This is a genomic window from Mycobacterium sp. E1715, from assembly GCF_001667625.1.
In the GTDB taxonomy this organism is placed as follows: Bacteria; Actinomycetota; Actinomycetes; order Mycobacteriales; family Mycobacteriaceae; genus Mycobacterium.
Window position 1 is genome coordinate 20,369 of the sequence record NZ_LZJJ01000385.1, and the last position, 24,524, is coordinate 44,892.

Here is a 24,524-nt window from a genome sequence, read left to right on the forward strand (position 1 = left end):
AGTCGGCCCGGGCCGACACGCGCACCGAGGCGGAGCGCGTCGCGCAGCCGGCGGGCGCCGAGAAGCAACGGCGCCGAGGGGAGCGCGCGAAAGGCTGGCGTGTTCAGGCGCGCGCCGGCGGCCCCTGGTTGATCTTGTTGGCGGCGAACGTGGCGGCCTGGTTGGTCATCCCGGCGTCGATGTAGGAGACGTGCGCCATGATGTTGCCGCCGCCGGAACAGATCGGGTCGTCGGGGGCACACAAGCTGAGGGTCTTGGATCCGTACGCCGGATTGATCGTCGGAAGCGGCTGGCCGCCCCACAGCATGGACGAGAACCCGCTGCTGGGCTCCCCGAACAGCGCGACGGCGGCGACGTGATCGGCGACCGACGGCGGCATCGCGTTGGTGGCCAGATCGATCACCGTTGAGCCTTGGGAGTACCCGCCGAGCACGATCCTCGAGTTCGGGCAGCTGGCGACGGTGTCCTGGATGTGGGTGCTCGCGTCGTTGGAGCCGGCGTTCGCGCTGTTGTGGTAGTCGTCGTTGGCCGGGTAGTTGACCGCGTAGACGTCGACGGACTTCCCGCCGAGCTGCGAGGTGAGCGAATCCACGAAAGCCTGGCCGATGTTGCCCAGCCCGGGCTCCTGATGCGTGCCCCGGGCGAAGACCACCGAGACGTCGGAGCAGGCATCGGCGGCGGCGGTGGGGAGGGCGACCGGGACGCTCAGCGCTGCCCAGGTCGTCGCCACCGAGACACCGACAATACGACCAAATCTGCGTGCACTCATGGCGGAAATCCTGTCACACCGCCGGTCCCGGCGGTCCCGGCGGTTGGCGCTACCGCGCCCCCACCACCTCGGCGCGCCGAATCATCTTGCAGCACAAGGGTTGTCGGCCTGCGGCAGCCGGATGCGGATGGGGCCGCTCCAGTCGTCGTCGGGATCGACGACGTTGCCGCGCTGCGTGATCTGCACGTCGCCCGATCTGGCCAGCTTCCGCGCGGCGTCGCGGGCGGCGGCCATCAAGTCGCGCCAGTTCTCGCCGCCCACGGCCCGGGCGGCGTCCGAAGGGCAGATGCTGCTCCGCGGGCCTCGATGCTCGGTCAACGCGCGGATCGACGATTCCAGCCGCCGCCCGATCGGCCCGGCTCCGAGAGCGATCTCGGCGTGGTCGGCGCCGGGACCACGACCAGCAAGGACCCGGCCGAGTTCGGCGCGCAATCGCTCACCCACCCAACCAGTGAAGGGCAACGCGGCGGTGTCCGCCACCACGTCCTCAAACCTCGGTCCGTGCGCGCCGGTGCAGCCGCTGGGTGCAGGACCTGACCGATCTGCTCGCGGCCGAACTGCCGTCCTGCCGGTTGCGCTCCGCGTTGTGCCGGCTAGCGGCCGCGCCACTGGGGCTTGCGCTTCTCGGCCCACGCCCGCAGCCCCTCGGCGACGTCCTCGGTCGCCCCGGCCACCTTGCGCATGGTCTCGCCGAAGCGGACCGCCTCGATCCAGCCCATGTTCGCCGTGCGCCACGCCACCTCTTTGGTGGCGCGTTGCGCCAGGGGAGCGGCCTCGGTGAGCGTCCGCGCCCACGCCCGGGCCTCGGCCTGCAGCTCGTCGGGATCCACCAGCTTCCAGACCAGACCGACCTCCTTGGCCCGCGCCGCGCTCATCGGCTTACCGGTCAGCAGGAGTTCCATGGCATTGGCCCAGCCGATCCGCTGGGGCAGCCGGATGGCCCCGACTATGGTCGGCACCCCGATCGACACCTCGGGAAAGGAGAAGCTGGCTTCGGTGCTGGCGATGACGAAGTCGCAGAACAGCACCCCGGTCACGCCGTAGCCGATGCACGGCCCGTGTACCGCCGCGATGGTCGGCTTGAACAGCTCCATCCCGGATTCGAAGGAGTTGATGGTCGGCTTCTCCCAGAAGGTGCCGCCGAAGGTACCGACCGATCCCTCGCCGTCCTTGAGGTCGCCGCCCGCGCAGTACACGTCGCCGTTGGCCGTCAGGATCGCGACCCAGGCGTCCAGATCGTCGCGGAACCGCTCCCACGCCGCATTCAAGTCCCGGCGGAGGGCGCCGTTGATGGCGTTGCGAGCCTCGGGCCGGTTGAGGGTGATGGTGGCGATGTGGTCGGCCAGCTCATAGGTGACGAGGCTCATGGGTTCACCCTAGGGCGGCCGACGGTCGATGCGGCCCGCGCCTATCCTGGCCAAAGTGGCCGAATTGTCCGTCGCGGAACTGCGCGCCCGCCTCGACGGTCTGACCACCCGCGACGCCGCACGCCTGGGTAGGCGCCTGAGGAACCTGCGGGGCGCGCAACCCGACGTACGGCGGCAATTCGCCGAGCAGATCGCGAACGCCGAGGCACTCGTCGCCACCCGGCGGGCCGCGGTGCCGGCGATCGCCTTCCCCGACCTCCCGGTCAGCGAGCGGCGGCAGGAGATCGCCGACGCGCTGCGCGCCAACCAGGTCGTGGTCGTCGCCGGCGAGACCGGCTCGGGCAAGACCACCCAACTGCCCAAGATCTGCCTTGAGGCCGGCCGGGGAATCCGGGGAACCATCGGGCATACCCAGCCCCGGCGGCTGGCCGCGCGCACCGTCGCGCAGCGCATCGCCGACGAACTGGGCAGCCCGCTGGGCGAGACGGTCGGCTACACCGTCCGGTTCACCGACCAGGTCAGCGACCACACCCTGGTCAAGCTGATGACCGACGGCATCCTGCTCGCCGAGATTCAGCGCGACCGCCGGCTGCTGCGCTACGACACGCTGATCCTCGACGAGGCCCACGAGCGCAGCCTGAACATCGACTTCCTCCTGGGTTACCTGCACGAGCTGCTGCCGCGCCGTCCCGACCTGAAGGTCATCGTCACCTCGGCGACCATCGAGCCGCAGCGGTTCGCGGACCACTTCGGCGGCGCGCCGATCGTGGAGGTTTCCGGACGGACGTACCCGGTGGAGATTCGCTACCGGCCGTTGGAGGTTCCGGTGTCGAGCGGTACAGCCGACGACCCGGACGACCCCGATCACGAGGTCGTGCGCACCGAGACCCGAGACGAGGTCGAGGCGATCGTCGACGCGGTCGGGGAACTGGAGGCCGAGCCCGCCGGCGACGTCCTGGTGTTCCTCTCGGGTGAACGCGAAATCCGTGATACGGCAGAGGCTTTGGGCGGACTGAGAAATACCGAGGTGCTTCCCCTGTACGCCCGGCTGCCCACCGCCGAGCAGCAGAAGGTGTTCGCGCCCCACACCGGGCGCCGGGTCGTGCTGGCGACCAACGTGGCCGAGACGTCGCTGACCGTGCCCGGCATCCGCTACGTCGTCGACCCCGGCAACGCCCGCATCTCGCGGTACAGCCGCCGCCTGAAGGTGCAGCGGCTGCCGATCGAACCCATCTCGCAGGCGTCCGCCGCGCAACGGGCCGGCCGCTGCGGCCGCGTCGCTGCCGGGGTGTGCATCCGCCTGTATTCCGAGGAGGACTTCGCGGCCCGTCCGCGGTACACCGAGCCCGAGATCCTGCGGACCAACCTCGCCGCGGTGCTGTTGCAGATGGCGGCGCTGCGGCTCGGCGAGGTGGAGAACTTTCCGTTCCTCGACCCGCCGGACCGGCGCAGCATCCGCGACGGGGTGCAACTGCTGCAGGAGTTGGGGGCGTTCGACGCCCACGGCGCCATCACCGACCTCGGGCGCCGACTGGCGCGGCTGCCCGTGGACCCCCGGCTGGGCCGGATGATCTTGCAGGCCCAGGCCGAGGGTTGCGTGCGTGAGGTGCTGGTGTTGGCCGCCGCGCTGACCATTCCCGACCCGCGGGAACGTCCCACCGACCGCGAGGAGGCGGCGCGCCAGAAGCACGCCCGCTTCACCGACGACGGTTCCGACTTCCTGTCCTACCTCAACCTCTGGCGATACCTACAAGAGAAACGAAAAGCGCTGACCGGCAACGGCTTTCGCCGGATGTGCCGAGACGAGTTCCTGCACTACCTGCGCATCCGCGAGTGGCAGGACCTGGTCGGGCAACTGCGCAGCATCGCCCGCGACCTGGGCGTCGTCGAAGACGCCGCATCCGCGGAGCCGGCCGAACCGGCGCGGGTGCACGCGGCGCTGCTGGCCGGCTTGCTGTCGCATATAGGGATGCGCCGAGAGGACGGGCGCGAGTATCTGGGCGCGCGGAACTCGCGCTTCCTGCTCGCGCCGGGCTCGGCGCTCACCAAACGGCCGCCGCGCTGGGTGGTCGTGGCGGAACTGGTCGAAACCAGCCGCCTCTACGGGCGCACCGCCGCGCGGATCCAGCCCGAGGTGGTCGAGCGGGTCGCGGGCGATCTGGTGCAACGCACCCACAGCGAGCCGCATTGGGACGCCAAGCGCGGCGAGGTGATGGCCTACGAGCGGGTGACGCTCTACGGCCTGCCACTGGTCGCGCGCCGTCGCGTCGGGTATGCCCACGTGGAGCCGGCGGTGGCGCGGGAGCTGTTCATCCGGCATGCGCTGGTGGAGGGGGACTGGCAGAGCCGCCACCGCTTCCTCCGCGACAACGCGCGGCTGCGCGCCGAGCTCGAGGAGCTCGAGGAGCGGGCCCGCCGCCGCGACCTACTTGTCGGTGACGATGAGGTCTACAGGTTCTATGACGCGCGCGTGCCCGCGGATGTCGTGTCGGCGCGCCACTTCGACGCGTGGTGGCGCAAGCAGCGCCACAAGACACCACAGCTGCTCACGTTCACTCGTGACGACCTGTTGCGCACCGGCGACACGGCCGACGCCGAGCGGCCGACCGTCTGGCGTTCGGGTGATGTCGCGCTGCCGCTGACCTACCGGTTCGAGCCGGGCGCCGCCGACGACGGCGTCACGGTGCACGTGCCGATCGACGTGCTCGCGCGGTTGGGCGGTGACGAGTTCGCCTGGCAGGTGCCGGCGCTGCGCGAGGAGCTGGTGACCGCGCTCATCCGATCACTGCCAAAGGACCTGCGCCGCAACTTCGTTCCCGCCCCCGACACCGCGCGTGCCGTGCTGGCTGGGATCGACCCGGCGGGGGAGCCGCTGCTGGAGGCGTTGCGGCGCGAACTACGCCGACGCACCGGGGTTTCGGTCCCGGTCGACGCCTTCGATCCGGACAAGCTTCCGGCGCACCTGCGGGTGACCTTCGCGGTCGAGTCCGGTGACGGCACCGAGGTCGCCCGCGGCAAGGACCTGGTCGCGTTGCAACAACGGCTGGCCGCGCCCGCCCGCCGGGCCGTCGCCCTGGCGGTCGCCGCCGAGCTGGAACGGACCGGCCTGCGCGGCTGGCCCGACGACCTCGACGCGGTGCCACCCGTCATCGAGCGAACGGTCGACGGACGTACCGTCCGCGGGTTTCCCGGTTTCGTCGACGCCGGCGGCGCCGTCGACCTGCGGGTGTTCGCGAACCCGTTGGAGCGAGACGGTGCGATGGGGCCGGGCATGCGCCGCTTGGTGCGGCTGAGCGTGCCGTCCCCGGTCAAAACCATTGAGCGGCAATTGGATCCGCGCACACGGCTCGTGCTCGGCGCGAACCCGGATGGCTCCCTGGCCGCGCTGCTCGAGGACTGCGCCGACGCGGCGACGGACGCGCTGCTGGCCGGTCCGGTGTGGAACAGGGACGAGTTCGCCGCGCTGCGCGATGGCGCGGCCGGGGCGCTGGCGCCGGCGACCGCCGACATCGTGGCCCGCGTGCAGCAGGTGCTGGCGGCCGCGCAGGACGTGCGGCTGCTCCTGCCCGGTGCGCCCGCGCCCGCGCAGGCCGACGCGATCGCCGACGTCCAGGCTCAGCTGGGCCGGCTGTTGCCGCCGGCGTTCGTCACGGCCACGGGTCGCGCCCACCTGTCCGACCTAGTCCGCTACCTGACGGCAATCCGCCGGCGCCTCGAGCGGCTGCCGTCCGCGGTCGAGGCGGACCGGGATCGGATGCGGCGGGTGCACGCCGTGCAGCACGCCTACGAAGAACTGGCGCACACGCTGTCACCCGTGCGGCGGGCGGCGGAGGACGTCCGCGACGTTGCGCGGCAGATCGAGGAATTGCGGGTCAGCCTGTGGGCGCAGCAGCTGGGCACGCCACGGCCGGTGAGCGAGCAGCGGATCTACCGCGCCATCGAGGCGCTGCGCGACAGTCCGTGAATTACCTTCCCACTCTCAACCTATAGCGCACTGGGGGGCTTGCGGCAAGGCCAGGGTGATGCCGCACAATCGCTGGCCGAAGCCATTTTTCGCTCTACAGCAGGGGGTTGGGAGTGCTGTCACCCAGGAATGTCGAACATGCGGTGCTGATAGCCGGAGGCGGCCCGACGGGACTGATGCTGGCCGGTGAATTGGCGTTGGCGGGGGTCGATGTGGCGATCCTCGAGCGGCGCCCCGACCGGAATCTCATCGGTGCGCGCGCCGGGGGTCTGCATGCGCGCACGATCGAGGTGCTCGATCAGCGCGGCATCGCCGACCGGTTTCTCGCCCGGGGCCAGGTCGCCCAGGTCGCCGGGTTCGCCCAGATTCGGCTGGACATCAGCGACTTTCCCACCCGGCATCCGTACGGTCTTGCCCTGTGGCAGAACGAGATCGAAAGCATCCTCGCCGACTGGGCAAACGAGCTCGGGGTGCGAATGCATCGGGGACAAGAGGTGACGGGCATCGCCCAGGACGCCAGCGGTGTTGACGTCACGTTGTCCGATGGCCGTTCCATGCGAGGCGGATACCTCGTCGGCTGCGACGGCGGCCGTAGCGTCGTCCGGAAAGCCGCCGGTATCGATTTCCCGGGCTGGGAGCCGACGACCAGCTACCTGCTCGCAGAGGTCGAAATGGATTACGGCACCGGCGATTCGCCCGAGTGGGGCATTCGCCACGACGCGCTCGGCGTCCATTCTCTGGCCGCGTCCGAGGGCGGCGGGCCGGTTCGTGTCATGGTCACCGAGCGGCACCTGGGACCAAACAGCGAACCCACGCTGGACGACCTGCGTGAGGGGCTCATCGCGGTCTACGGCACGGACTACGGGATCCACAGTCCCGCTTGGCTTTCCAGGTTCGCCGACACGGCGCGACAGGCCGCGAGCTATCGCGCGGGGCGTGTCCTGCTGGCCGGCGACGCCGCGCATGTGCACCACCCGGTGGGCGGACAGGGTCTGAACACCGGTGTACAGGACGCGGTCAACCTGGGCTGGAAGCTGGGACAGGTGGTCGACGGCACGTCACCCGACAGCCTGCTCGACACCTACCACGCCGAACGGCACCCGGTCGCCGCGCGCGTGCTGCGCAACGCGGTCGCGCAGATGGCGCTCCTGCGCCCCGACGACCGCACCAAGGCCTTGCGCGACACCATGTCCGACGTCCTCGGCATGGACGAACCACGCAAACGGTTCGCCGCGATGATGTCGGGCCTGGACATCCGCTACGACCTCGGCGACGGACACCCGCTGCTCGGACGCCGAATGCCCGATCTCGACGTCGTCAGCGCCGACGGCCCGCTGCGGGTCTACTCGCTGTTACACCGCGCCCGGCCGGTGCTGCTCAACCTCGGTGAGCCGGGCCGATTCGATATCGGCCGGGTCCAGACGATCGACGCGGAATACGCCGGTGGGTGGGAGCTTCCGGCGCTCGGCGCGGTCGAGGCCCCTGATGCGGTGCTGATCCGGCCGGACGGACATGTCGCCTGGGTGGGCGGTTCCACCGGTGCGGGGCTTCGGGACGCGCTCGACGCCTGGTTCGGCGCGCCGTCCGCGGTCAGGCCTTAGTCGGGCGGCTCCTCCGTGGAGCCTCGAGTGGGGGCGCGCTCGCGGTCGCTGGGCTTGCCGGCGACGCCTTCGGCCTCACGATCGTCGGCGACTTTCTCCTCGAGCTGGTCAACGATGTCTTCCAGCTCCTCCGAGTGACCCCGTAGGTCCTTGTCCGGTCTCGTCATATCGCTTTCCATCGACTGTGGTCGGGTACCGCCCCGCCGGTACCCCATACCCCGTCAGCCGGACGGTAACCGGCCGTGGAGTGTGATCCTGCCATCCCGGGCGCCAAACGCCGCGTTGAAGGGGCCCGGGGAGTGAGGGACGCGACATAACGCCGCGGCGATGGAAGTATCGCAGGGGTGGCCGATAAGAAACCGCAGACCATCTCGTACCCGGCGGCCGGTGGGCGTCCGCACCGTCACGAAACCGAATCGCTCGACCCGCACGTCATCGTCCTGTTCGGCGCGACGGGGGACCTGGCGAAACGCAAGTTGCTCCCCGGGCTGGCCTATCTGGACCAGTCCGAGCTTGCACCGGACATCCAAATCGTCGCGACGTCGTTGGAAGACATCAGCGACGACGAATTCCGGGAGATCGCGAAAGAGGCGATCGATTCGTTCGGTAGCCACAAGCTCTCGGACGAACAATGGGCCAACTTCGCGAAGATCATCACCTACATTCCGCAGGGCCGCGGGCCGGAGGCGCTGGCGGAGGCCGTCGCCGAAGCCGAAGCCAACCTGGGCCCCAAGGTCAGGCGGTTGCACTACCTGTCGGTGCCGCCGAAGGCCGCGCGAGAAGTCATTTCCATGTTGCGTGAGGCGAAACTCGTCGACCGCTCGCGTGTAGTGATGGAGAAACCGTTCGGAACCGATTTGGCGAGCGCGGTCGCGCTGAACGACTTCGTGCACGAAACGTTCGAGGAATCCCAGATCTTTCGGATCGATCACTTCCTGGGCAAGGAGGCGGCCCAGAACATCCTGGCGTTCCGCTTCGCCAATGGTCTGTTCGAGCCGATCTGGAACCGCAACTTCATCGACCATATTCAGATCGACATCCCCGAAGCCCTCGGCCTGGATCAGCGGGCTAACTTCTACGAGGAGACCGGCGCCTACAAGGACATGGTGGTGACCCACCTGTTCCAGGTGATGGCGTTCGTGGTGATGGAGCCGCCGACGGCGCTGGAACCCTTTGCCATCAGCGAAGAAAAGAACAAGGTGTTCCGGTCGATGCTGCCGGTCAAGCCTTCCAACGTCGTACGCGGCCAATACGGCGGATACCGCGACGAAAAAGGCGTGGCCAAGGATTCCGACACCGAGACGTTCATCGCGCTCAAGGTCGGCATCGACAATTGGCGCTGGGCCGGCGTGCCCATCTATCTGCGCACCGGCAAGAAGATGGCCGAGGGCATCCGCATCATCTCGATCGCGTTCAAGGAGGCGCCGCGAACGATGTTCCCGCCAGGCTCGGGGGTGGGGACTCAAGGTCCCGACCACCTCACGTTCGACCTGGCCGACAACTCCAAGGTGTCGTTGTCGTTCTACGGCAAGCGGCCGGGCCCCGGCATGAAGCTGGACAAGCTGTCCATGCAGTTCTCCTCCCAGGAGATCGACACCGTCGTCGATGTGCTGGAGGCGTACGAACGGCTCATCCTGGACGCGATGCGCGGTGACCACACACTTTTCAATACCGCCGAGGGCATCGAATCGCTGTGGGAGCGTTCGCAGGAGCTGCTCGACGACCCACCGCCGGCCAAGATGTACCAGCCGGGCACGTGGGGCCCCAACGCGATTCACCAGTTGATCGCGCCGAACGCGTGGCGGCTGCCGTTCGAACGGGAATGGCGCGACGCCAAGCCCGACCGCTAGGAGCGCATTCAGCCCAGCTCGGCGCTGATGTAGGTGATGGCGTGCCGGAACCGCTTGATGATCTCGTTGTCCGGCATGACGAAGCCGTGGTCGGCGTATAGCTGCTCGGTGGGGTAGGGGGTGACCACCCAGCCGGTGGCCGCCAGGCGTTCCCCGGCGGGGTGGCGCTCCCCGTGCCACACCAGGTCGGCGACGTCGATGTCCAGTCCGTGCTTGCGCCACGCGGCGCGCATCGCCCGGGCTCGCTCGTCGGTGAACACGGCCATGTCCCTGATGTTCTCGGTGGCCAGCCGGCTACCGGGCGCGCTCAGCGCGGTGATGTTGTCCAACAGCCGGTCCTGCGCCTGCGGCGGCAGGTAGGGAAGCAGGCCTTCGGCGATCCAGGCGGTGCGCACCGACGTGTCAAAGCCTTTGTCGCGCAGCGCCGTTGGCCAATCGTCGCGCAGGTCGACAGCCACGGTCCGCCGTTCGGCGGTCGGTTCGGCGCCGAGGCGGGCCAGCGTGTCGCTCTTGAAGGCGATGACCTCGGGCTGGTCGACCTCGTAAACCACCGTGCCCGGCGACCAAGCCAACCGGTATGCCCGGGCGTCGAGTCCGGCGGCCAAGATGACGGTCTGACGTATGCCGGCTCCGCTCGCGGAGGTGAGGAAGTCGTCGAAAAACCGGGTGCGCACGGCTATTTGCTCGCGACGCTGCTGCAGGGTGAAGGGCATATCGTCGTCGTCGAGCGGGATTTCGCCGTCCAGCATGCGGACGAAGAAGGGGTGCCCGACCGCGCGTACCAAGGGCTCGGCGAACCGGTCATCGAGCAGCGGATCCGGCCCGCGGGAGGCCAGCGCGCGGGACGCGGCGACCATCGTCGCGGTCGCCCCGACGCTGGAGGCCAAGTCCCAGCTGTCGCCTTCGGTGCGTGCCGAACCAAGTGATGACACTCGCCGCTCCCTCCTGTATCCCCGCGGATCGCCTGCGCGATCACACCGCCAAGACCGAAGGGTACTTTCTGCCTATGCCGCGCTCACCACGCACCCGTTGAGCCCGACGACAGGAAGCGAATCACTCGATGGCACCGACCCTGCGCCCGCGCCGCTCCGCGTTGTACCTGCCCGGCAACAAGCCGCGGGCCTTGGAGAAGGGGAAATCGCTGCCCGCGGACGTGGTCATCTTCGACCTCGAAGATGCCGTGGGGCCCGACGCCAAAGCCGATTCGCGGGCGACGGTGTGCGAAGCGGCCTCGTCGGGCGGCTACGCGCCCCGCGAGGTCGTGGTGCGCATCAACGGCTTGGACACCGAGTGGCACGACGAGGACCTGGCGGCGGTGGCCGGTACGAGCGCACACGGCGTGCTGGTGCCCAAAGTCGAGTCGGGCGAGCAGGTCCGGGCGCTGGCCGCGACCTTGGGCAGGCTGGGCGCTCCGGATTCGTTGCAGCTGTGGGTGATGATCGAGACGCCGCGATCCTTCCTGCGGGCCGAAGAGATCGCCTCGGCCAGTGACCGATTGGCCGCGCTGGTGATCGGCACCAACGACCTGGTGAACGACCTGCATGCCCTGCACGTGCCCGGTCGCGCGCCCGTCGTCCCCGCGTTGTCCTTAGCGGTGCTGGGGGCCAGGGCGGCAGGGAAGGTGATCCTGGACGGGGTGTTCAACGACATCACCGATGAGGCCGGCTTTCGGGCCGAGGCGCGGCAGGGCCGCGAAATGGGTTTCGACGGCAAGAGTTTGATCCATCCGTCCCAGATCGGGCCCGCCAACGACCTTTTCGGTCCATCGGAGCGGGAACTCGCCGACGCCCGCAAGGTGGTGACGGCCTACCGGGAGGCGCGGGCGGCGGGGACGAGTGTCATCACGGTGGACGGTCGCATGATCGAGAGCCTGCACGTCCGCAACGCCGAACGGATCCTCGCCCTCGCCGAGATCATCGAGGAAGTGGCATCCGCGTCGTAGCCGTCCTGGCTTATTGCTTGTCGACCTTGCCCGCGATCTGACCGGCGAGCTTGACGGCCAAGTCGGCGGGATCCTTGCGGATCGCGCTGACATCGATCGCGACGTTGTTGCGGACCGTCAGCGCCCGCTGAGCGGTCATGGTGAGCAGGACGTTGCCGTTGTCGCGGATTGTCATCGTCAGCGTGGTGCTCAACGTGCCGTTGTCGTTGGAGACCGGTCCCACCTGCCAGCCCGTCTCCGGGGTGTCCTGCCCGGCCGGAGTCGTGAACTGCCGGTTGGCGCAGGCCGGCCAGCGCTGCGCCGAGGTCGCGTAGAAGGCGTTGGCTTCCTTGGGGGTCGGGAACAGCACCAGCACCTGTTCCACCTCGGGGTCCGGCTCGTTGGAATTCGGGGGAAGTGACGCAGTTTCGTCGTCGCCGCTTACCGCGGTGTAGCCGCTACCGGCATACACGGGAGCCTGCCCGGGGCCGATCGCGTAGACGCAGTCGTCGGGGAATTTCCAGCCCGCGGGCCACGGCTGCTTCGCGGCGTCGTCCTTCAGCTTGTCGTTCTTTTCCTTGCTCTTCGATCCGGTGGCGCCCAGGGCGCTGTCGAGGTCCGCGGACGTAAGCAGCAAGCCCGGCAGCGCCGCCTGCGCGACCGGCGGCCTGGTGGACGTCGTGGTCGAGGAGCCGGGAGCACCGCCGTTGCTGCCGCCGCACGCGGCAACCAGGATCCCGATGGCGGCGGCGGACATCGCGGTCGTCAGTTGGCGCATGTGTTGCTCACCCTTCGTGCCGTCGGGCCCCCGCGCGACCGGCGCATCCGCTGCCCGATGCTCAGAGGTGGACGGAAGCATAACCGCTTCGACAGCAAATTGCGTGATTCGTCGCAAAGTCTTCAACGGTTCAGCACTTAGCCGCTGTTCCGGGTTGAGCCCGCGTGGACACTCGGCGATCTGACACCGGAACCGCACCCGCGGGACGACGCCGCGTGACGAAAGCGTTCGCAGATCAAGGGTTTCCTAGGTCAACAAAGGGGCGGTTCATGGCCCGTCCGCTTGTCGCACGACGTGTCGATGAGGTGAAGAAGACCCCACAAACCGCTTCGATCCGATACGCGGGCCGGTAGGGTGCTTGCAGCAAACACATCTTCGGGGGACGGAGGAGTGTCCGATGCGGCGAGCCCGAATGAGATGCGCAGGACTGGTCGCGATCGCGATCATCGCAGCGGGATGCTCGAACGACTCGTCGCCGACGGCCTCCTCGACCAGTCAATCGGCGACCCCGAGCTCGCAGGCGCCGTCACCGTCACCGACTTTGCCGGCGCCGTCTTCCGCGCAGCCTCAGTCGTTCGACCAATCCACCTGCCTCGACATCTCCTTCGCCAAGGACAACCTGATGGTGGCCAACAACCCGGAGAAGGCGCGCAAGTACGCCGACACACTGGAGAAGTACGGCCCACCCGACAGCGTGAAGGCCGCCATCGAGCACTTCGTCACCACCGGCGGCGCACAGCCCAACGATGCCGATCTGAACAGCAACAGGGACTTGATCACCAACTGGATCAAGCAGGCCTGCCCCAACGTGAACCCTTGACGCCGGCCGCGTCTGTCCAGCGCGTGGTCGGCTAAGCCCCGCGTCTTCGCGTGGCCGAATCCGATTGCGCCAACGGGCGCGTGGATCCGAAGTGCTCTACCGTGATGGCAGCGGAGGACGGCCGCGCCTCTTACGGCGCGGGTCCCGCGGCCCGGGCCAGTCGATCAACGGCGGCCACGCGGTAGGTTGATTCGGTCCCCGGGTGATTCGAGAGGAGATACCGTGCGCCAAACCACGGCCATGGCCGAGGCCGACCGCACGTGGATGGTCGACACGCTGCTCGCGCTGCTGCAGACGCCAAGTCCGGCGGGCCGGACGGACGCGGTGATGCAGCTCATCGGTGACATCTTCGATGGCTTCGGCGTCCCGTTTTCGCTGACGCGACGCGGGGCGCTGACCGCCGAGCTGCCGGGGGAGTCGGCGACGACGGACCGCGCGCTGGTGGTTCACGCCGACACGATCGGGTGCATGGTCCGTCGGCTCAAGGACAACGGGCGTCTCGAGGTGATACCGGTCGGCACCTTTTCGGCCCGGTTCGCCGCGGGCGCCCGGGTGCGAATCTTTTCCGACGATCCCGACGAGTTCATCACCGGGACCGTCCTGCCGCTCAAGGCCAGCGGGCACGCTTTCGGTGACGAGATCGACCTGCAGCCCACCGACTGGGAACACGTCGAGGTCCGCGTCGACCGCCAGGTGCACTCGCGAGAGGACCTGGTCCGTCTCGGGCTGCAGATCGGCGACTTCGTCGCGCTGATCGCCAGCCCGGAACTGACCGCCGACGGCTACATCGTGTCCCGTCACCTCGACGGCAAGGCGGGCGTGGCGATCGCGCTGGCGCTGGCGAAGAATTTCGCCGAGAACAAAGTGGTGCTGCCGCACCGCACGATGGTCATGATCACCATCACCGAGGAGGTCGGCCACGGGGCGAGCCACGGCCTGCCCGCCGACGTCGCCGAATTGGTCTCGGTGGACAACGCGGTGTGCGCGCCGGGCCAACACTCCATCGAGGACGGCGTCACGATACCGATGGCCGACCTGCACGGTCCGTTCGACTATCACCTGACGCGCAAACTGTGCCGGCTCGCCGAAGAGCAGGACATCCGTTGCGCGCGAGACGTATTCCGGTTCTATCGCTCCGACGCCGCCGCGGCGATCGAGGCGGGTGCGGGCACCCGCGCGGCACTCGTCGGGTTCGGGCTCGACGGAAGCCATGGCTGGGAGCGCACTCATCTGGATTCGTTGCAGGCGGTGTACTGCCTGCTGCACTCCTGGCTGCAGACGCCACTGACGTTCGCCAAGTGGGACGCCAAGCCGTCGGGCAAGCTGCGCGACTTCCCGTCTTCCAAGCAGCCCGCCCCCAGCGAGCGGTGGGTGCCGTTGGCTCGTGGCGAACACGATTCGCCCGGCGAGGCGTCGCCGGGTTCGCACTGGCCCCCGTCGGAGGGGCCCCAGGCCTGAGGCGCGGCGCCTATCGGCAGCCGCGGGGGATTCGGTCCGCGCGCCAGCAGCGGGACTTCATCGGGACCTCGATCGCTTCGGCGCCGGAGAAGCGCGCGGTCAAGGCGGCGCGGGCATTGGCCAGTCGCGCCGCACGCTCGTCGGCAGACGCGATGATCACCCTGCTGTACGTGCCGACCATCGCGACGACATCGTCGATCGTCATGGTCCGCGCGAAGGTGAACGTCTCGCGGGAAACGTTGTGAAAGATCTGCGGATCGGGGAGCACGACGTTCTCGTGTCGCCGGCGGAAGCGGTCGGGGGATTCCGACTCGGGTGTGTCCTCGCCCGGAAGCAGGTCCAGGTCGCGGACCCAATCGACCTCACGATCTCGGCTGGTCCAAATCAGGCCGAATCGTCCGTGGTCACGCAACACCCGGCCGATCTCTGGAACGGCGCGCCGAGGATCCATCCAGTGCCATGCCGACGAGACGAACACCGCATCGACGGCCGCATCGGGGAGCGGGATCGATTCACCGGTGCCTTCGACGGCACGCACCTCGGGCGAGCGCCCGGTGAGCACCGCGCGCATGCGCGCGTCGGGCTCCACTGCGATGACCTCCGCCGCCCTGCTCAGCAACGCCCGGGTGAACAGACCGGTACCCGCACCCAGGTCGACTGCCACCTCGCAGCGGGGCGGCACCAGCCAGTGCACCGCTTCTTCCGGAGGTCGGGGACGAAAGCCGTCGTAGTCCTCGGCGATCGAGCCGAAGGACATCGCGCGTTCCTGGCGATCGGTCATATCCGCCAAGGTAAGCCCGCTCGCTGGGCAGCAGATGAGAAAGAGTTGTGTCTCACCACAGCGCGCTGTGATTGACGAGCGCGTCGGCCACCAACCCGATTCCGAAGACCAGGAACAACAGCCGCACCGACATCGGGCCGTAACGGGTCAGTACGCGCACCAGCCGACGCTGAATACGCCTGGCCCGCATGGTTTTTCTCATCGACAGCGCAAGGATCAGCGACGGCGGCGAGAGCGCGATCGCCCAGTAGACGATGATGGCCAATGGCCAGAGCGGCGGTCGCGGGTGCAAAGCCGCGAGCATGGCCAAGCCGGTGAGATACGGAATGGCGGTTGGCGCTTGTCCACTACCGACCGCCAGCCCGAGGAATCCGAGCAGCCAGGGACGCTCCCGCATCGCCGCCAGCGCCCAACCCGGCGCCGACGATTGTGCGGTCAGCGGGAAATATGCCAGGCCGGTGAGCAGCAGGCCGAGCGCCAGTTCGCCGCCGAACCGGATGGCCGGTGTCAGGTGGAAGCCGACGACATGAGTCAAGAAGCTGAGACCCAGAACCGTGCACAGCCCGAACGTGGTGGTCACGACGAACACGCCCGCGATGAAGCTCAGGGCGCCCGGAACCGGCGACCGGCGGCGCAACCGGCTGTCGAAGACGACCGCCGAGACCACGCCCACGTTGAGGACGTTCAACGAGTCGAGAAGCGCCAGACCGGCAAGCGCCACCACGAGAGCACCCACGCGCTTGGACCCCGCCTACCGGGTGAGCTTGCCGGGCGCGGACATCGAGGCGGCGGTCATGCTGCAAGAGAATACGAGTCGCTGGGCGGCGTGTCCGTCCGAGGCGGTCCGGGGCGCTCGCGTTTGTGCATCACCGGCGCGGCTCGTATCGATCTCGATCCGGTCACACGGCACGGGGCACCGCGGCTTTGGTCGGCGCGCGTTTGACAATGCGGGTCATGAGGCAGACGTGGGTGCCCGGCAATGGCGCGTGAAATATCCCGCCAGACGTTCCTGCGGGGAGCCGCCGGAGCCTTGGCCGCCGGCGCGGTTTTCGGCTCTGCCCGGGCCACCGCCGCGCCGAATCCCACCGGCTGGGAGGGCCTGTCGACCGCTATCGGCGGGCAGGTGCTACTACCGGACAACGGCGCGTTCGGTTCGGCGAAGCAGGTGTTCAACACCAACTACAACGGCTCGACGCCCGCCGCGATCGTCACCCCTACGTCCGCGGCTGACGTGCAGAAGGCCATGGCGTTCGCCGCGGCCCACAACCTGAAGGTCGCCCCGCGCAGCGGCGGGCATTCGTACATCGGGGCGTCCACGGCGAACGGCGTCATGGTGCTCGACCTGCGTCAGCTGCCCGGGGGCGTCAACTACGACGCCGCCACCGGGCAGGTGACGGTGACGCCCGCGACGAGCCTGTACGCGATGCACCAGACGCTGGCCGGCGCCGGCCGGGGCATCCCGACGGGCACGTGCCCGTCGGTCGGCGCGTCCGGGCACGCCCTGGGTGGGGGATTGGGCGCCAACTCCCGGCACGCGGGGCTGCTTTGCGACCAGCTGGTGTCGGCGTCGGTGGTGCTGCCCGGCGGCCAGGCGGTGACCGCGTCCAACGCCAGCAACCCCGACCTGTTCTGGGCGTTGCGCGGTGGCGGCGGCGGCAACTTCGGCGTCACGACGGCGCTGACGTTCGCGACGTTTCCGACCACCGATCTCGACGTGGTCAACCTCAACTTCCCGGCGGAGGCGCTCGCGCAGGTATTGGTTGGCTGGCAGAACTGGCTTCGCACCGCCGACCGGAACAGCTGGGCGCTGGCGGATGCCACCGTCGACCCGATGGGAACGCATTGCCGCATCATGGCGACGTGCCCGGCCGGTTCGGGCGCCGCCGTCGGCGCGAACATCACCAAAGCCGTTGGCGTCCAACCGACGGGGACCGAGAATCACACGTTCAACTACCTGGACCTGGTGAGGTACCTGGCCGTCGGGAACCTCAACCCGGCACCACTGGGATACGTCGGTGGATCCGACGTGCTGCCCGTCGTCGACGCGGCCACCGCCCAGGGCATCGCCCAGGCGGTCAACGCCTTTCCCCGAGGGGCAGGCCGAATGTTGGCGATCATGCACGCGCTGGACGGCGCCCTCGCCGATGTGGCACCGGGCGCGACGGCCTTCCCGTGGCGCCGGCAGTACGCGCTGGTGCAGTGGTACGTCGAGACCGGCGACGCGACGGCGGCGACGAATTGGCTCAACACCGCGCACCAGGCCGTGCAACCGCACTCGGTCGGGGGATACGTCAACTACATCGAGGCGAACCAACCAGCCTCACGCTATTTCAGCTCGAACCTGTCCCGGCTGGCCGCCGTGCGCCAAAAGTACGATCCCGGCCGAATCATGTTCTCGGGGCTCAACTTCTAGTGAATGGCGTACGCGTCTGACGCCGGGACATAATCCCGAGCATGACCGACACGGTAAATGTGACGCTGGATCGCGACAGCGTGGCGATGGGCGACGACGTCGAGTCCCATCGGGTCTTCTGGATCATGCCCGAGTCGGCCACCGTCGACGACCTGCTGGTTGAGATCACCCACTATGTACCGGGAATCGCCGGCCCGGCCGGGTGGATCGTCAAGGTCAACACCGAGGACCAGGGGCGTCGACGCGAGCTCAGCGCGATCTACACCCGCGATGACCTCAAACAAGAACCCCACATCTGCAGATTCGCGTCAGGCAAGACGACGTTGGGCGAGCTGGCCCGCTGGGCGCGAATCCCGGACCTCGACGTCTACGTCCGCTACCTGACCTGGGATATGGCGCGCCCCCTGGCACTCAGCGAACTGACGGCCGGCCCCACCTACACCGGCGCCCATCCGACGAAGCTGCAGTCCGAAGCCGCGGCACAGGCCAATACCGATTGGACCCTGGTGCATGAGCTGAATCGACGCGCCGCCGCGATCGCTACCGCGCGCCGGGACTGGATTCGCACGAATATCCTCTCGCGGCACACACCGCCGCCCGGGACCGAGGCGTTCATCGCCCGGAACTTCCACTACCTGGCCGATCGGCACTGCCCCGCCAGCATGGATGTGGCCGCGCAACTGTTGACGGCCGACGAAGCGCGATACGAGAACCTCGAGCTATCAACCGATTTCGACACCCGCCCGGCGGTGGTGACCCTGGCGATGGTTCTTTCCGCGTTCGAGTGGAACGCCGTCCGCGGCAACTGGCGAGCCGGGGAACGCCCATACCTCAAGCCGTATTTCGAGTACCTCGAAGGCTGCGGATACCGGCTCGAACCCATCGAGCAGGTCATGGCGGGCCGCATCACCGCCGAGCAATTGAAGTTCTCGGCGAGCGACACCGCCAGGCTGGAGCGCATTCGCCGGCTGAGGGATCTCCAATACCAGCTGCGCATGAACCGGTACTACAACAACACGCTCACTGACGACCAGTACCGCGCCGCTATCGGTTCGGTCCACGCCGAATTGACCGAGCTGGGTGAGCTGCCGGGCCCCATCTAGGCGCCTCGCGCGTGCGAAGGAGCGCCGGCGCTAGTCGCCGGCGAGTTCGTCGAGCAGTGCGTGATTCAACCCGAAGGCCACTCTGACCTCGTCGACGATGCGATCGACGTCGCGCGCGCTCGGGCGGAGCGCGTCAAGGCGGGCACGATAGGAGTCTTTGTACGGCTTGGGCCGCATGGGGAATTCGTAGAACGCGACCCCGACGCCGCGAAGATCAAATGCGCGATCGAGGGCGTGGAGGATGATCCGGCCTCCGGAGAGGTCTCCGAGGTAGCGCGTGTAGTGGTGGGCCAGAAGCGAGCCACCCCACGCCAGCGCGGCGATCCGCTCGCTGTATGCGGTCGCCGCGGGGGAGTCGACATCCCGCGTGCCGTCGGTGCGCCAGTGCCGCAGATCGGCGTCGATGGCCGCGACGCGCTCCAATGCCGGGTCGTACACGGCGGCGACCATGGGGTCCTTGCGACAGGCCCGCATGGCGTCCTCGAGGGCGGCGTACACCACGCGTAGCCGAAGCAGATATTCGGAATAGCCGCGCGCGGTCACCCGGCCGGCCAGCAGTTCGGAAATGAAAGCGCTCTGCTCGGCGGCGACGTGTTCGGCCGCCGACCCCTCCTTCATCGCGATCGACAATCGGCCGCGTGTTGGACTGTCAATCGGGCGCATGTCCTGCTCAGATTACCTTGGCGATTGCGGGCACGAAGGTGACGGAGGCAACCGCAACGCCTAGGCTCGAGTAATTGACACGGATGAAACGGGTGAGCCTCAAGCAACGGGGTGGCCCCACCGGCGTCGTCGTCGAATCTCGACTCGGCGCGTAGGGAGGGGAAATAAATTGGGTGCTCTAGGTATCGGGCTTTGACATCGGGCCCCGGGCGGCCACCCATCAGCGAACCGACAGAGCTGATTGCGTGAACAGCGGCGATTCCCGTGTCCTTCGGGGGACGGTGGAGAGCCCGCCGAGCGACGACCTCCTTCCGGTCGGCACGCCGATTGACCTCGATAACTGCGCGCGCGAGCCGATCCATGTCCCGGGAAGCATCCAGCCGCGCGGTGTTCTCGCGGTGGTGCGCGAGTCCGATTTCGAGGTGCGGCAGGTCAGCGCCAACGTCGGCGACCTACTCGGTCGACCAGTGGATGCCGTCCTGGGGCGGCACCTGTCGGCACTGATCGGTCCCGAGCAGGCCGCTCGCATCGAGCAGACGGCCAGGACCTACGGCGACTTGCGACATCGCAACCCGATCGAGTGCTCGATCGACGTCGGCGGCGAGCCGCGCGCGTTCGACGCCATCGTGCACCACGACTTCGGCGGTGTGCTCCTGGTGGAGCTCGAGATCGCCTACGGCGAGCGGCCGGTGTCGTTTCCGAACACCTACCAGGCGGTGCGGGGTGCGGTGGAGGAGTTGAACCGGGCCGAGACGCTGCCCGAGCTCTACGACACCGCCGCGCGGGCGGTTCGCGACCTGACCGCGTTCGACCGGGTGATGGTGTACCGCTACGACGAGGAGTACAACGGCGAGGTCGTCGCCGAATCCAAGCGGGAGGACCTGAACTCCTTCCTCGGTTTGCACTACCCGTCCACCGACATCCCGGCGCAGGCGCGTGCGCTGTACGAGAAGAATTGGATTCGCCTGATCTCCGACGTCGACTACACGCCGGCGCCGCTGGTGCCGTCCGTCGACCCGGCGAGCGGCATGCCGCTGGACCTCACGTACGCGACGCTGCGCAGCGTCTCGCCCATGCACATCGAATACCTGCAGAACATGGGCGTGCACGCCTCGATGTCGATCTCGTTGCTACGGCAGGGGAGATTGTGGGGCCTCATCGCCTGCCACCACTACGCCGGCGCCCACCTGCCGCCGTTCGGCACCCGAGCGGCGGCGGAGTTCCTCGGCTCCACCCTGTCGCTGCGGCTCGTGGATCGGTTCGAAGACGAGCAGCTGCACAGGCGGCTGGCCGCACAGGCGGTGCTGGGCAAGCTGACCGCCGCCACGCTCAACGACGCCGAGTCCCTGACGGGGGCGCTGCTCGGGGCGCCCGACCTGCTCGATCTCGTGCCCGCCGACGGTGTCGTCGTGGACATTCAGGGCGATCGCCGGGCCCTCGGCTCGGTTCCGCCGCCGGAGGTGGTCGCCGCCGTCATGGGCTGGGCCCGCGGCGCGGACGACGAGGTCGCCGTGACCGATTGCTTGTCGCGCGAGTTGCCCGGGCTCGGCCTCGATCCTCAACTGGCCGCCGGCGCGCTCGCGATCAACCTGCCCGATGGCCAGCACGCCGTCTGGTTTCGGCGCGAGGTGCTGCGCTCGGTGGACTGGGGCGGCGACCCGCACAACAAGGCGATAGCGGTCAGCGAGGGCGCGGCGGTCAGGCTGAGCCCGCGCAAGTCGTTCGAGCGGTGGCGCGAGGTGGTTCGCCGGCGTTGCGAGCCGTGGACGCCGAACGATGCCGAATCCGCCGGAGCATTGCGCCGCCATCTGGTGGAGTCGCTGTACCGCCGCACGCGGGGCGCGCTGCGGGTGGCCGAGACGCTGCAACGCAGCCTGCTGCCCGAGGCGATCCCGACGCTCGAGAGCTGGCACCTGTCCGCCCACTACGAGCCGGCCGCGGGCGACAACGTCGGCGGCGACTGGTACGACGCGTTCGAGCTGCGCGACGGCAGGCTGATCGTGCTGATCGGCGACGTCGCCGGACACGGCATCGCGGCCGCCGGGATCATGGCGGCGCTGCGCAACGCCCTGCGCGCCCAGCTGTTCGCCGGGGCGCAACCGGCCGAGGCCCTCGGACAGCTCAATGACTTCTGCTTGCACATGCTGCCCGGCGCATTCGCCACCGTCGTCGCCGCCCGGGTCGACCTGTCCTCGGGACATGTGGAGGCCGCGTCGGCCGGCCACTTGATGCCGTTCCTGACCAACAGGGTGCCGGCGGCCGTCGCCGCGCCCATACGGCTGTCACCACCGATCGGCATCAAGGGCGTGACCTACGCGCCGAGCACGTTCACCATCGAGCCCGGGCACGGGCTGGTCTTGTACTCCGACGGACTGGTGGAGCGTCGCGGGGAGGCGATCGACGATGGCCTCGCCCGGTTGGCCGCGACCCTGAGCCGCGCCGGCGAGCCACCCGCGTCCCGGATCTGGACGGAGATGGCGTCGGGCCACATCGAAGACGACGTCACCATCGTCGCCCTGCGTCGTCCCTGAGCTTTCTCGCGAAGCCGAACGCAGACGAGCGTCTACGTCTACAGTTCGGCAAACACCGACGCGCAAGGAACGAAGTCGTCGTCGAGCGCGTCGATGTGAACGCCATGAACGGCGTCGCCGTCACGTTCTACGTCACGGCGTTCCTCGGAGTCCGCGACGGCGCGATCACGTACTGGCGGGAGTATTGGGACACGACGCACGTCGCTCAGCAGCTCGGCATCGATCCCGCGCTCATGTTCGCACCGCTGAACAGTTGAGCGCCAAGGGGTTTGGTGCGCGAAGCTAGCCCGAGGCGCTCAGGATCTTGATCGCGAAGACGAGCGAGTCACCCGGGCGGATGCCGGCGCTGGGCTGACCGTTGGGGTAGCCATCGGCCGAGGTCATCGCGACGGCGACCGTGGATCCCACCTTTTGTCCCGCGATGGCCTTCTGGAAGCCGGGCACGACGCCGTTGAGCGGGAAATCGATGGCGGCGCCGCGTTGGTAGGAGCTGTCGAATACCGACCCGTCACGCCCATTAACCCCCATGTAGCAGACCGACACCGTGGCCGTGGGTGAGACCACCGGTCCGTCTCCGGCGTGCAGGGTGTGCACCTGGGTCTGGGTCACGCTGAACGGGGGCGTCACGTCCACGCGCGGAGCTGTCGTGTCGGTGGATCCGGTGACCGCGACGCTGCCGGTGGTCCCGGTCAGTGTCCAGTCGGGCGTTCCACCGCTCTGCGGTGGCGCCGTCGGGCATGAACCGGCTGCCAGCGCGGTGTCCGGCGCGGCTATCGCAAAGACGGTCGCCGCGACGCAGGCCGCGACACAGGAATACACCACGGAAGACTTCACGGCCGTCACGCTACCGACCGCCCCTTGCATCGCGCGCAGCCGGCCCACGGGTCGTCAAACGCGCTGTCATTTCAGCGAGCCAGCTTCCGGAGCTTTCGATATTCTTCATCCGTGCTGCTTTGAGCCCCGCAGGTATGGCGGCCCGGCAGAAAGGGAGCGAATCGAATGCCCTCACCTCGCTGGCTGGCCGCACTGAGCATTCCGTTGATGGCCGGCGCTGCCCTCGTCGGCGGCGCCGCCACCGCAACTGCCAATACCCCCCAGGACGACGCCTACCTCGCACAGCTGCACGCCGTCGGCCTGACCTGGCCACCGCAGACGGAGGAGGCGCTCATCGGGGAGGCGCACCTGATCTGTTACGACCTCACCTGGGGCTGGACGCCCCAACAGATCGCCGACGACGTGCACGCCCACCTGAACGCGCGGGGCGTCACGCTGTTAGACGTCGGAACCATGGTCGATGCCGCACATTCGATCTATTGCCCCGGCAATGTGTGCGACGCCCCGTCCCTTTGCACCTGACAACGCTCCCGGGGCACCGCCCGACGCATCCGCGGCCCTAGAAGGTTCTCGTCGAAGTCAGATCCGGGCGGGCCTCATCGCCCAGCGCTGCGCAGGCCGCGCACTGTCGCGCGGCGCGAAGCGCGTGGAGGCGGCGCTTCGGCTAGCCGAAGCGACTCGACCCGGGTGAGGTGTTCAGCTCCGTAATGGCCGAGAAACAGGTAAGCAAATCCGCAGAAGTACTTTCGCGGTGTGTCTTATCCTGCTTGCGAACCTCGCCCGACAGAGTAAGGGGAATGTTGTCACTGACGCGGAGCCGACTGGTGCTGGTCGTGTTGGCAACCGTCGGGCTCGTCGTGTTCGCGGCGACGTTGTTGACCTCGAGCGCCCCGGGCCGGGCGGTACTCGCCCCGGCGGGCTCGGTCGTTGCGGGCATACTCGCCATTGCGTGTGCGGTCATAGCCGCCCACGGTTCTCGAGGCCGCCAGCGCCTGGCCTGGGCCGCCATGTCTACCGGATTGGTCGGTTGGACCGCGGGCGAAGCGGTGTGGTGCTACGTCGCCTCGGGAGGCGCTCTTCCGGTCGCGGATCTCTCTCCGGCAAACCTGGGCTACCTGATTTTGCCGCTGTGCGCGTTGGGCGCCGCGATCACGATTCCCAGCCGGGACGACTCCCGATTCGGGATCGGCCTCCTCCTCGACGGCATCCTCATCACCGCATCGCTGCTGGTGGTGCTCGTCATTCTGCCGCTGGGGCGGACGGCTCGACTCGCAGTGACGTTCAGCGTCCCGCAAGTGGTGTTGGCCGCCGCCGCCGGCGTGTATTTAGGGCTTGTCGCCACTGCCTTCATCGTGGTGCGCAAGGCCGAGCCGGGCCGCAAGCTTTCCCCGACGCTGATGATGCTGGGATGGGGAATCATCGCCGCCGCCGGGGTGGTCCACGCCTATCAGGATCATGCGGACCGGGCACCGAACGACCTCGTCGTTCTCGGTTGGGCCGTCGGCATGTACTTTTTCTCGCTGTCCGGTCTTACTTCTCGGCCGGGACCGGAGCCCGACTTCGGGTTTTCGCAACCGTCGTCGCGAGCGGCGCTCTGGCTGCCGTACCTGGCCGTGCTGCTGGCCATTGCCGTTGCCGCCGTGCACTTTTGGCCGGCGTACCGGGGTGAGG

Annotated in this window: 22 protein-coding genes; 12 read left to right on the top strand and 10 right to left on the bottom strand. The window is 68.4% G+C overall.

Going from position 1 to position 24,524, the window contains the following annotated elements; all coding sequences use genetic code 11:
- Window positions 1–103: 103 nt before the first annotated feature.
- From A9X03_RS19050 to A9X03_RS19060, 3 genes are all read right to left on the bottom strand, one after another.
- A complete protein-coding gene (locus tag A9X03_RS19050) occupies window positions 104–769 on the bottom strand; it encodes a cutinase family protein (RefSeq protein ID WP_067750662.1) in 666 nt (221 codons plus the stop codon).
- An 81-nt stretch (window positions 770–850) separates the two neighbouring features.
- Window positions 851–1,213, bottom strand: coding sequence for a DUF3253 domain-containing protein (locus A9X03_RS19055; protein WP_082950321.1), 363 nt, complete (start codon window positions 1,211–1,213; stop codon window positions 851–853).
- A 149-nt stretch (window positions 1,214–1,362) separates the two neighbouring features.
- Window positions 1,363–2,136, bottom strand: a complete 774-nt coding sequence (locus tag A9X03_RS19060; protein ID WP_067750666.1) for an enoyl-CoA hydratase/isomerase family protein — start codon at window positions 2,134–2,136, stop codon at window positions 1,363–1,365.
- Window positions 2,137–2,191: 55 nt separating this feature from the next.
- Between A9X03_RS19060 and hrpA the strand changes: the two genes are divergently transcribed.
- Entirely contained in the window at window positions 2,192–6,100 is a 3,909-nt protein-coding gene (gene hrpA / locus A9X03_RS19065; protein WP_067889693.1) for an ATP-dependent RNA helicase HrpA, read from the top strand.
- A 113-nt stretch (window positions 6,101–6,213) separates the two neighbouring features.
- Complete coding sequence (locus A9X03_RS19070; RefSeq protein WP_304528221.1) at window positions 6,214–7,701, top strand: FAD-dependent monooxygenase; 1,488 nt, start codon at window positions 6,214–6,216, stop codon at window positions 7,699–7,701.
- On the opposite strand, the gene A9X03_RS19075 is transcribed toward A9X03_RS19070, so the two are convergent.
- Window positions 7,698–7,880 carry a hypothetical protein gene (locus A9X03_RS19075; protein WP_067785244.1) on the bottom strand — a complete coding sequence of 61 codons (183 nt, stop codon included), beginning with the start codon at window positions 7,878–7,880 and terminating at the stop codon, window positions 7,698–7,700. The two genes, A9X03_RS19070 and A9X03_RS19075, sit on opposite strands and share 4 nt — an antisense overlap.
- Before the next feature lie 165 nt (window positions 7,881–8,045).
- Here A9X03_RS19075 and zwf point away from each other — a divergent pair, with 165 nt between their 5' ends.
- Window positions 8,046–9,551, top strand: coding sequence for a glucose-6-phosphate dehydrogenase (gene zwf / locus A9X03_RS19080; protein ID WP_067750681.1), 1,506 nt, complete (start codon window positions 8,046–8,048; stop codon window positions 9,549–9,551).
- Window positions 9,552–9,559: 8 nt separating this feature from the next.
- Here zwf and A9X03_RS19085 read toward each other — a convergent pair whose 3' ends face one another.
- A complete protein-coding gene (locus A9X03_RS19085; RefSeq protein WP_067887599.1) occupies window positions 9,560–10,483 on the bottom strand; it encodes a class I SAM-dependent methyltransferase in 924 nt (307 codons plus the stop codon).
- Window positions 10,484–10,611: 128 nt separating this feature from the next.
- Between A9X03_RS19085 and A9X03_RS19090 the strand changes: the two genes are divergently transcribed.
- Complete coding sequence (locus tag A9X03_RS19090; RefSeq protein WP_067750688.1) at window positions 10,612–11,493, top strand: CoA ester lyase; 882 nt, start codon at window positions 10,612–10,614, stop codon at window positions 11,491–11,493.
- A 10-nt stretch (window positions 11,494–11,503) separates the two neighbouring features.
- Here A9X03_RS19090 and A9X03_RS19095 read toward each other — a convergent pair whose 3' ends face one another.
- The gene (locus A9X03_RS19095; protein ID WP_067750691.1) at window positions 11,504–12,250 is read right to left on the bottom strand and encodes a sensor domain-containing protein; all 747 of its coding nucleotides are present in this window, start codon (window positions 12,248–12,250) and stop codon (window positions 11,504–11,506) included.
- A gap of 541 nt (window positions 12,251–12,791) precedes the next feature.
- On the opposite strand from A9X03_RS19095, the gene A9X03_RS19100 reads away from it, so the two are divergent.
- Both A9X03_RS19100 and A9X03_RS19105 read left to right on the top strand, forming a co-directional pair.
- Complete coding sequence (locus tag A9X03_RS19100) at window positions 12,792–13,070, top strand: hypothetical protein (RefSeq protein WP_156734793.1); 279 nt, start codon at window positions 12,792–12,794, stop codon at window positions 13,068–13,070.
- Between the two features lie 222 nt (window positions 13,071–13,292).
- On the top strand, window positions 13,293–14,528 hold the full coding sequence (locus A9X03_RS19105) for an osmoprotectant NAGGN system M42 family peptidase (protein ID WP_067750696.1): 1,236 nt from the start codon (window positions 13,293–13,295) through the stop codon (window positions 14,526–14,528).
- A 10-nt stretch (window positions 14,529–14,538) separates the two neighbouring features.
- Here the strand turns inward: A9X03_RS19105 and A9X03_RS19110 are convergent, their stop codons facing one another.
- Both A9X03_RS19110 and A9X03_RS19115 read right to left on the bottom strand, forming a co-directional pair.
- On the bottom strand, window positions 14,539–15,309 hold the full coding sequence (locus A9X03_RS19110; RefSeq protein WP_068262431.1) for a class I SAM-dependent methyltransferase: 771 nt from the start codon (window positions 15,307–15,309) through the stop codon (window positions 14,539–14,541).
- Between the two features lie 52 nt (window positions 15,310–15,361).
- Complete coding sequence (locus tag A9X03_RS19115) at window positions 15,362–16,045, bottom strand: GAP family protein (RefSeq protein ID WP_068262435.1); 684 nt, start codon at window positions 16,043–16,045, stop codon at window positions 15,362–15,364.
- A gap of 243 nt (window positions 16,046–16,288) precedes the next feature.
- Here A9X03_RS19115 and A9X03_RS19120 point away from each other — a divergent pair, with 243 nt between their 5' ends.
- The gene (locus A9X03_RS19120; RefSeq protein ID WP_068262438.1) at window positions 16,289–17,722 is read left to right on the top strand and encodes an FAD-binding oxidoreductase; all 1,434 of its coding nucleotides are present in this window, start codon (window positions 16,289–16,291) and stop codon (window positions 17,720–17,722) included.
- A gap of 41 nt (window positions 17,723–17,763) precedes the next feature.
- The gene (locus A9X03_RS19125; RefSeq protein ID WP_068262441.1) at window positions 17,764–18,825 is read left to right on the top strand and encodes a hypothetical protein; all 1,062 of its coding nucleotides are present in this window, start codon (window positions 17,764–17,766) and stop codon (window positions 18,823–18,825) included.
- A gap of 30 nt (window positions 18,826–18,855) precedes the next feature.
- Here the strand turns inward: A9X03_RS19125 and A9X03_RS19130 are convergent, their stop codons facing one another.
- A complete protein-coding gene (locus tag A9X03_RS19130) occupies window positions 18,856–19,488 on the bottom strand; it encodes a heme oxygenase (biliverdin-producing) (RefSeq protein WP_067750713.1) in 633 nt (210 codons plus the stop codon).
- A 281-nt stretch (window positions 19,489–19,769) separates the two neighbouring features.
- On the opposite strand from A9X03_RS19130, the gene A9X03_RS19135 reads away from it, so the two are divergent.
- On the top strand, window positions 19,770–22,019 hold the full coding sequence (locus tag A9X03_RS19135; RefSeq protein WP_068262444.1) for a SpoIIE family protein phosphatase: 2,250 nt from the start codon (window positions 19,770–19,772) through the stop codon (window positions 22,017–22,019).
- Window positions 22,016–22,276 carry a limonene-1,2-epoxide hydrolase family protein gene (locus A9X03_RS29355; protein WP_231975423.1) on the top strand — a complete coding sequence of 87 codons (261 nt, stop codon included), beginning with the start codon at window positions 22,016–22,018 and terminating at the stop codon, window positions 22,274–22,276. Before A9X03_RS19135 ends, A9X03_RS29355 begins: the two co-directional genes overlap by 4 nt.
- Before the next feature lie 25 nt (window positions 22,277–22,301).
- Here A9X03_RS29355 and A9X03_RS19145 read toward each other — a convergent pair whose 3' ends face one another.
- Window positions 22,302–22,862: an FKBP-type peptidyl-prolyl cis-trans isomerase gene (locus tag A9X03_RS19145; RefSeq protein WP_156737028.1), complete on the bottom strand. Its 561-nt coding sequence runs from the start codon at window positions 22,860–22,862 to the stop codon at window positions 22,302–22,304.
- 198 nt (window positions 22,863–23,060) lie between these two features.
- Here A9X03_RS19145 and A9X03_RS19150 point away from each other — a divergent pair, with 198 nt between their 5' ends.
- Together A9X03_RS19150 and A9X03_RS19155 are read left to right on the top strand one after the other, a co-directional pair.
- Window positions 23,061–23,375, top strand: a complete 315-nt coding sequence (locus A9X03_RS19150) for a DUF732 domain-containing protein (RefSeq protein WP_082974536.1) — start codon at window positions 23,061–23,063, stop codon at window positions 23,373–23,375.
- Window positions 23,376–23,560: 185 nt separating this feature from the next.
- The coding region (locus A9X03_RS19155) for a hypothetical protein (RefSeq protein ID WP_156746602.1) at window positions 23,561–24,524 on the top strand (964 nt) is incomplete at its 3' end.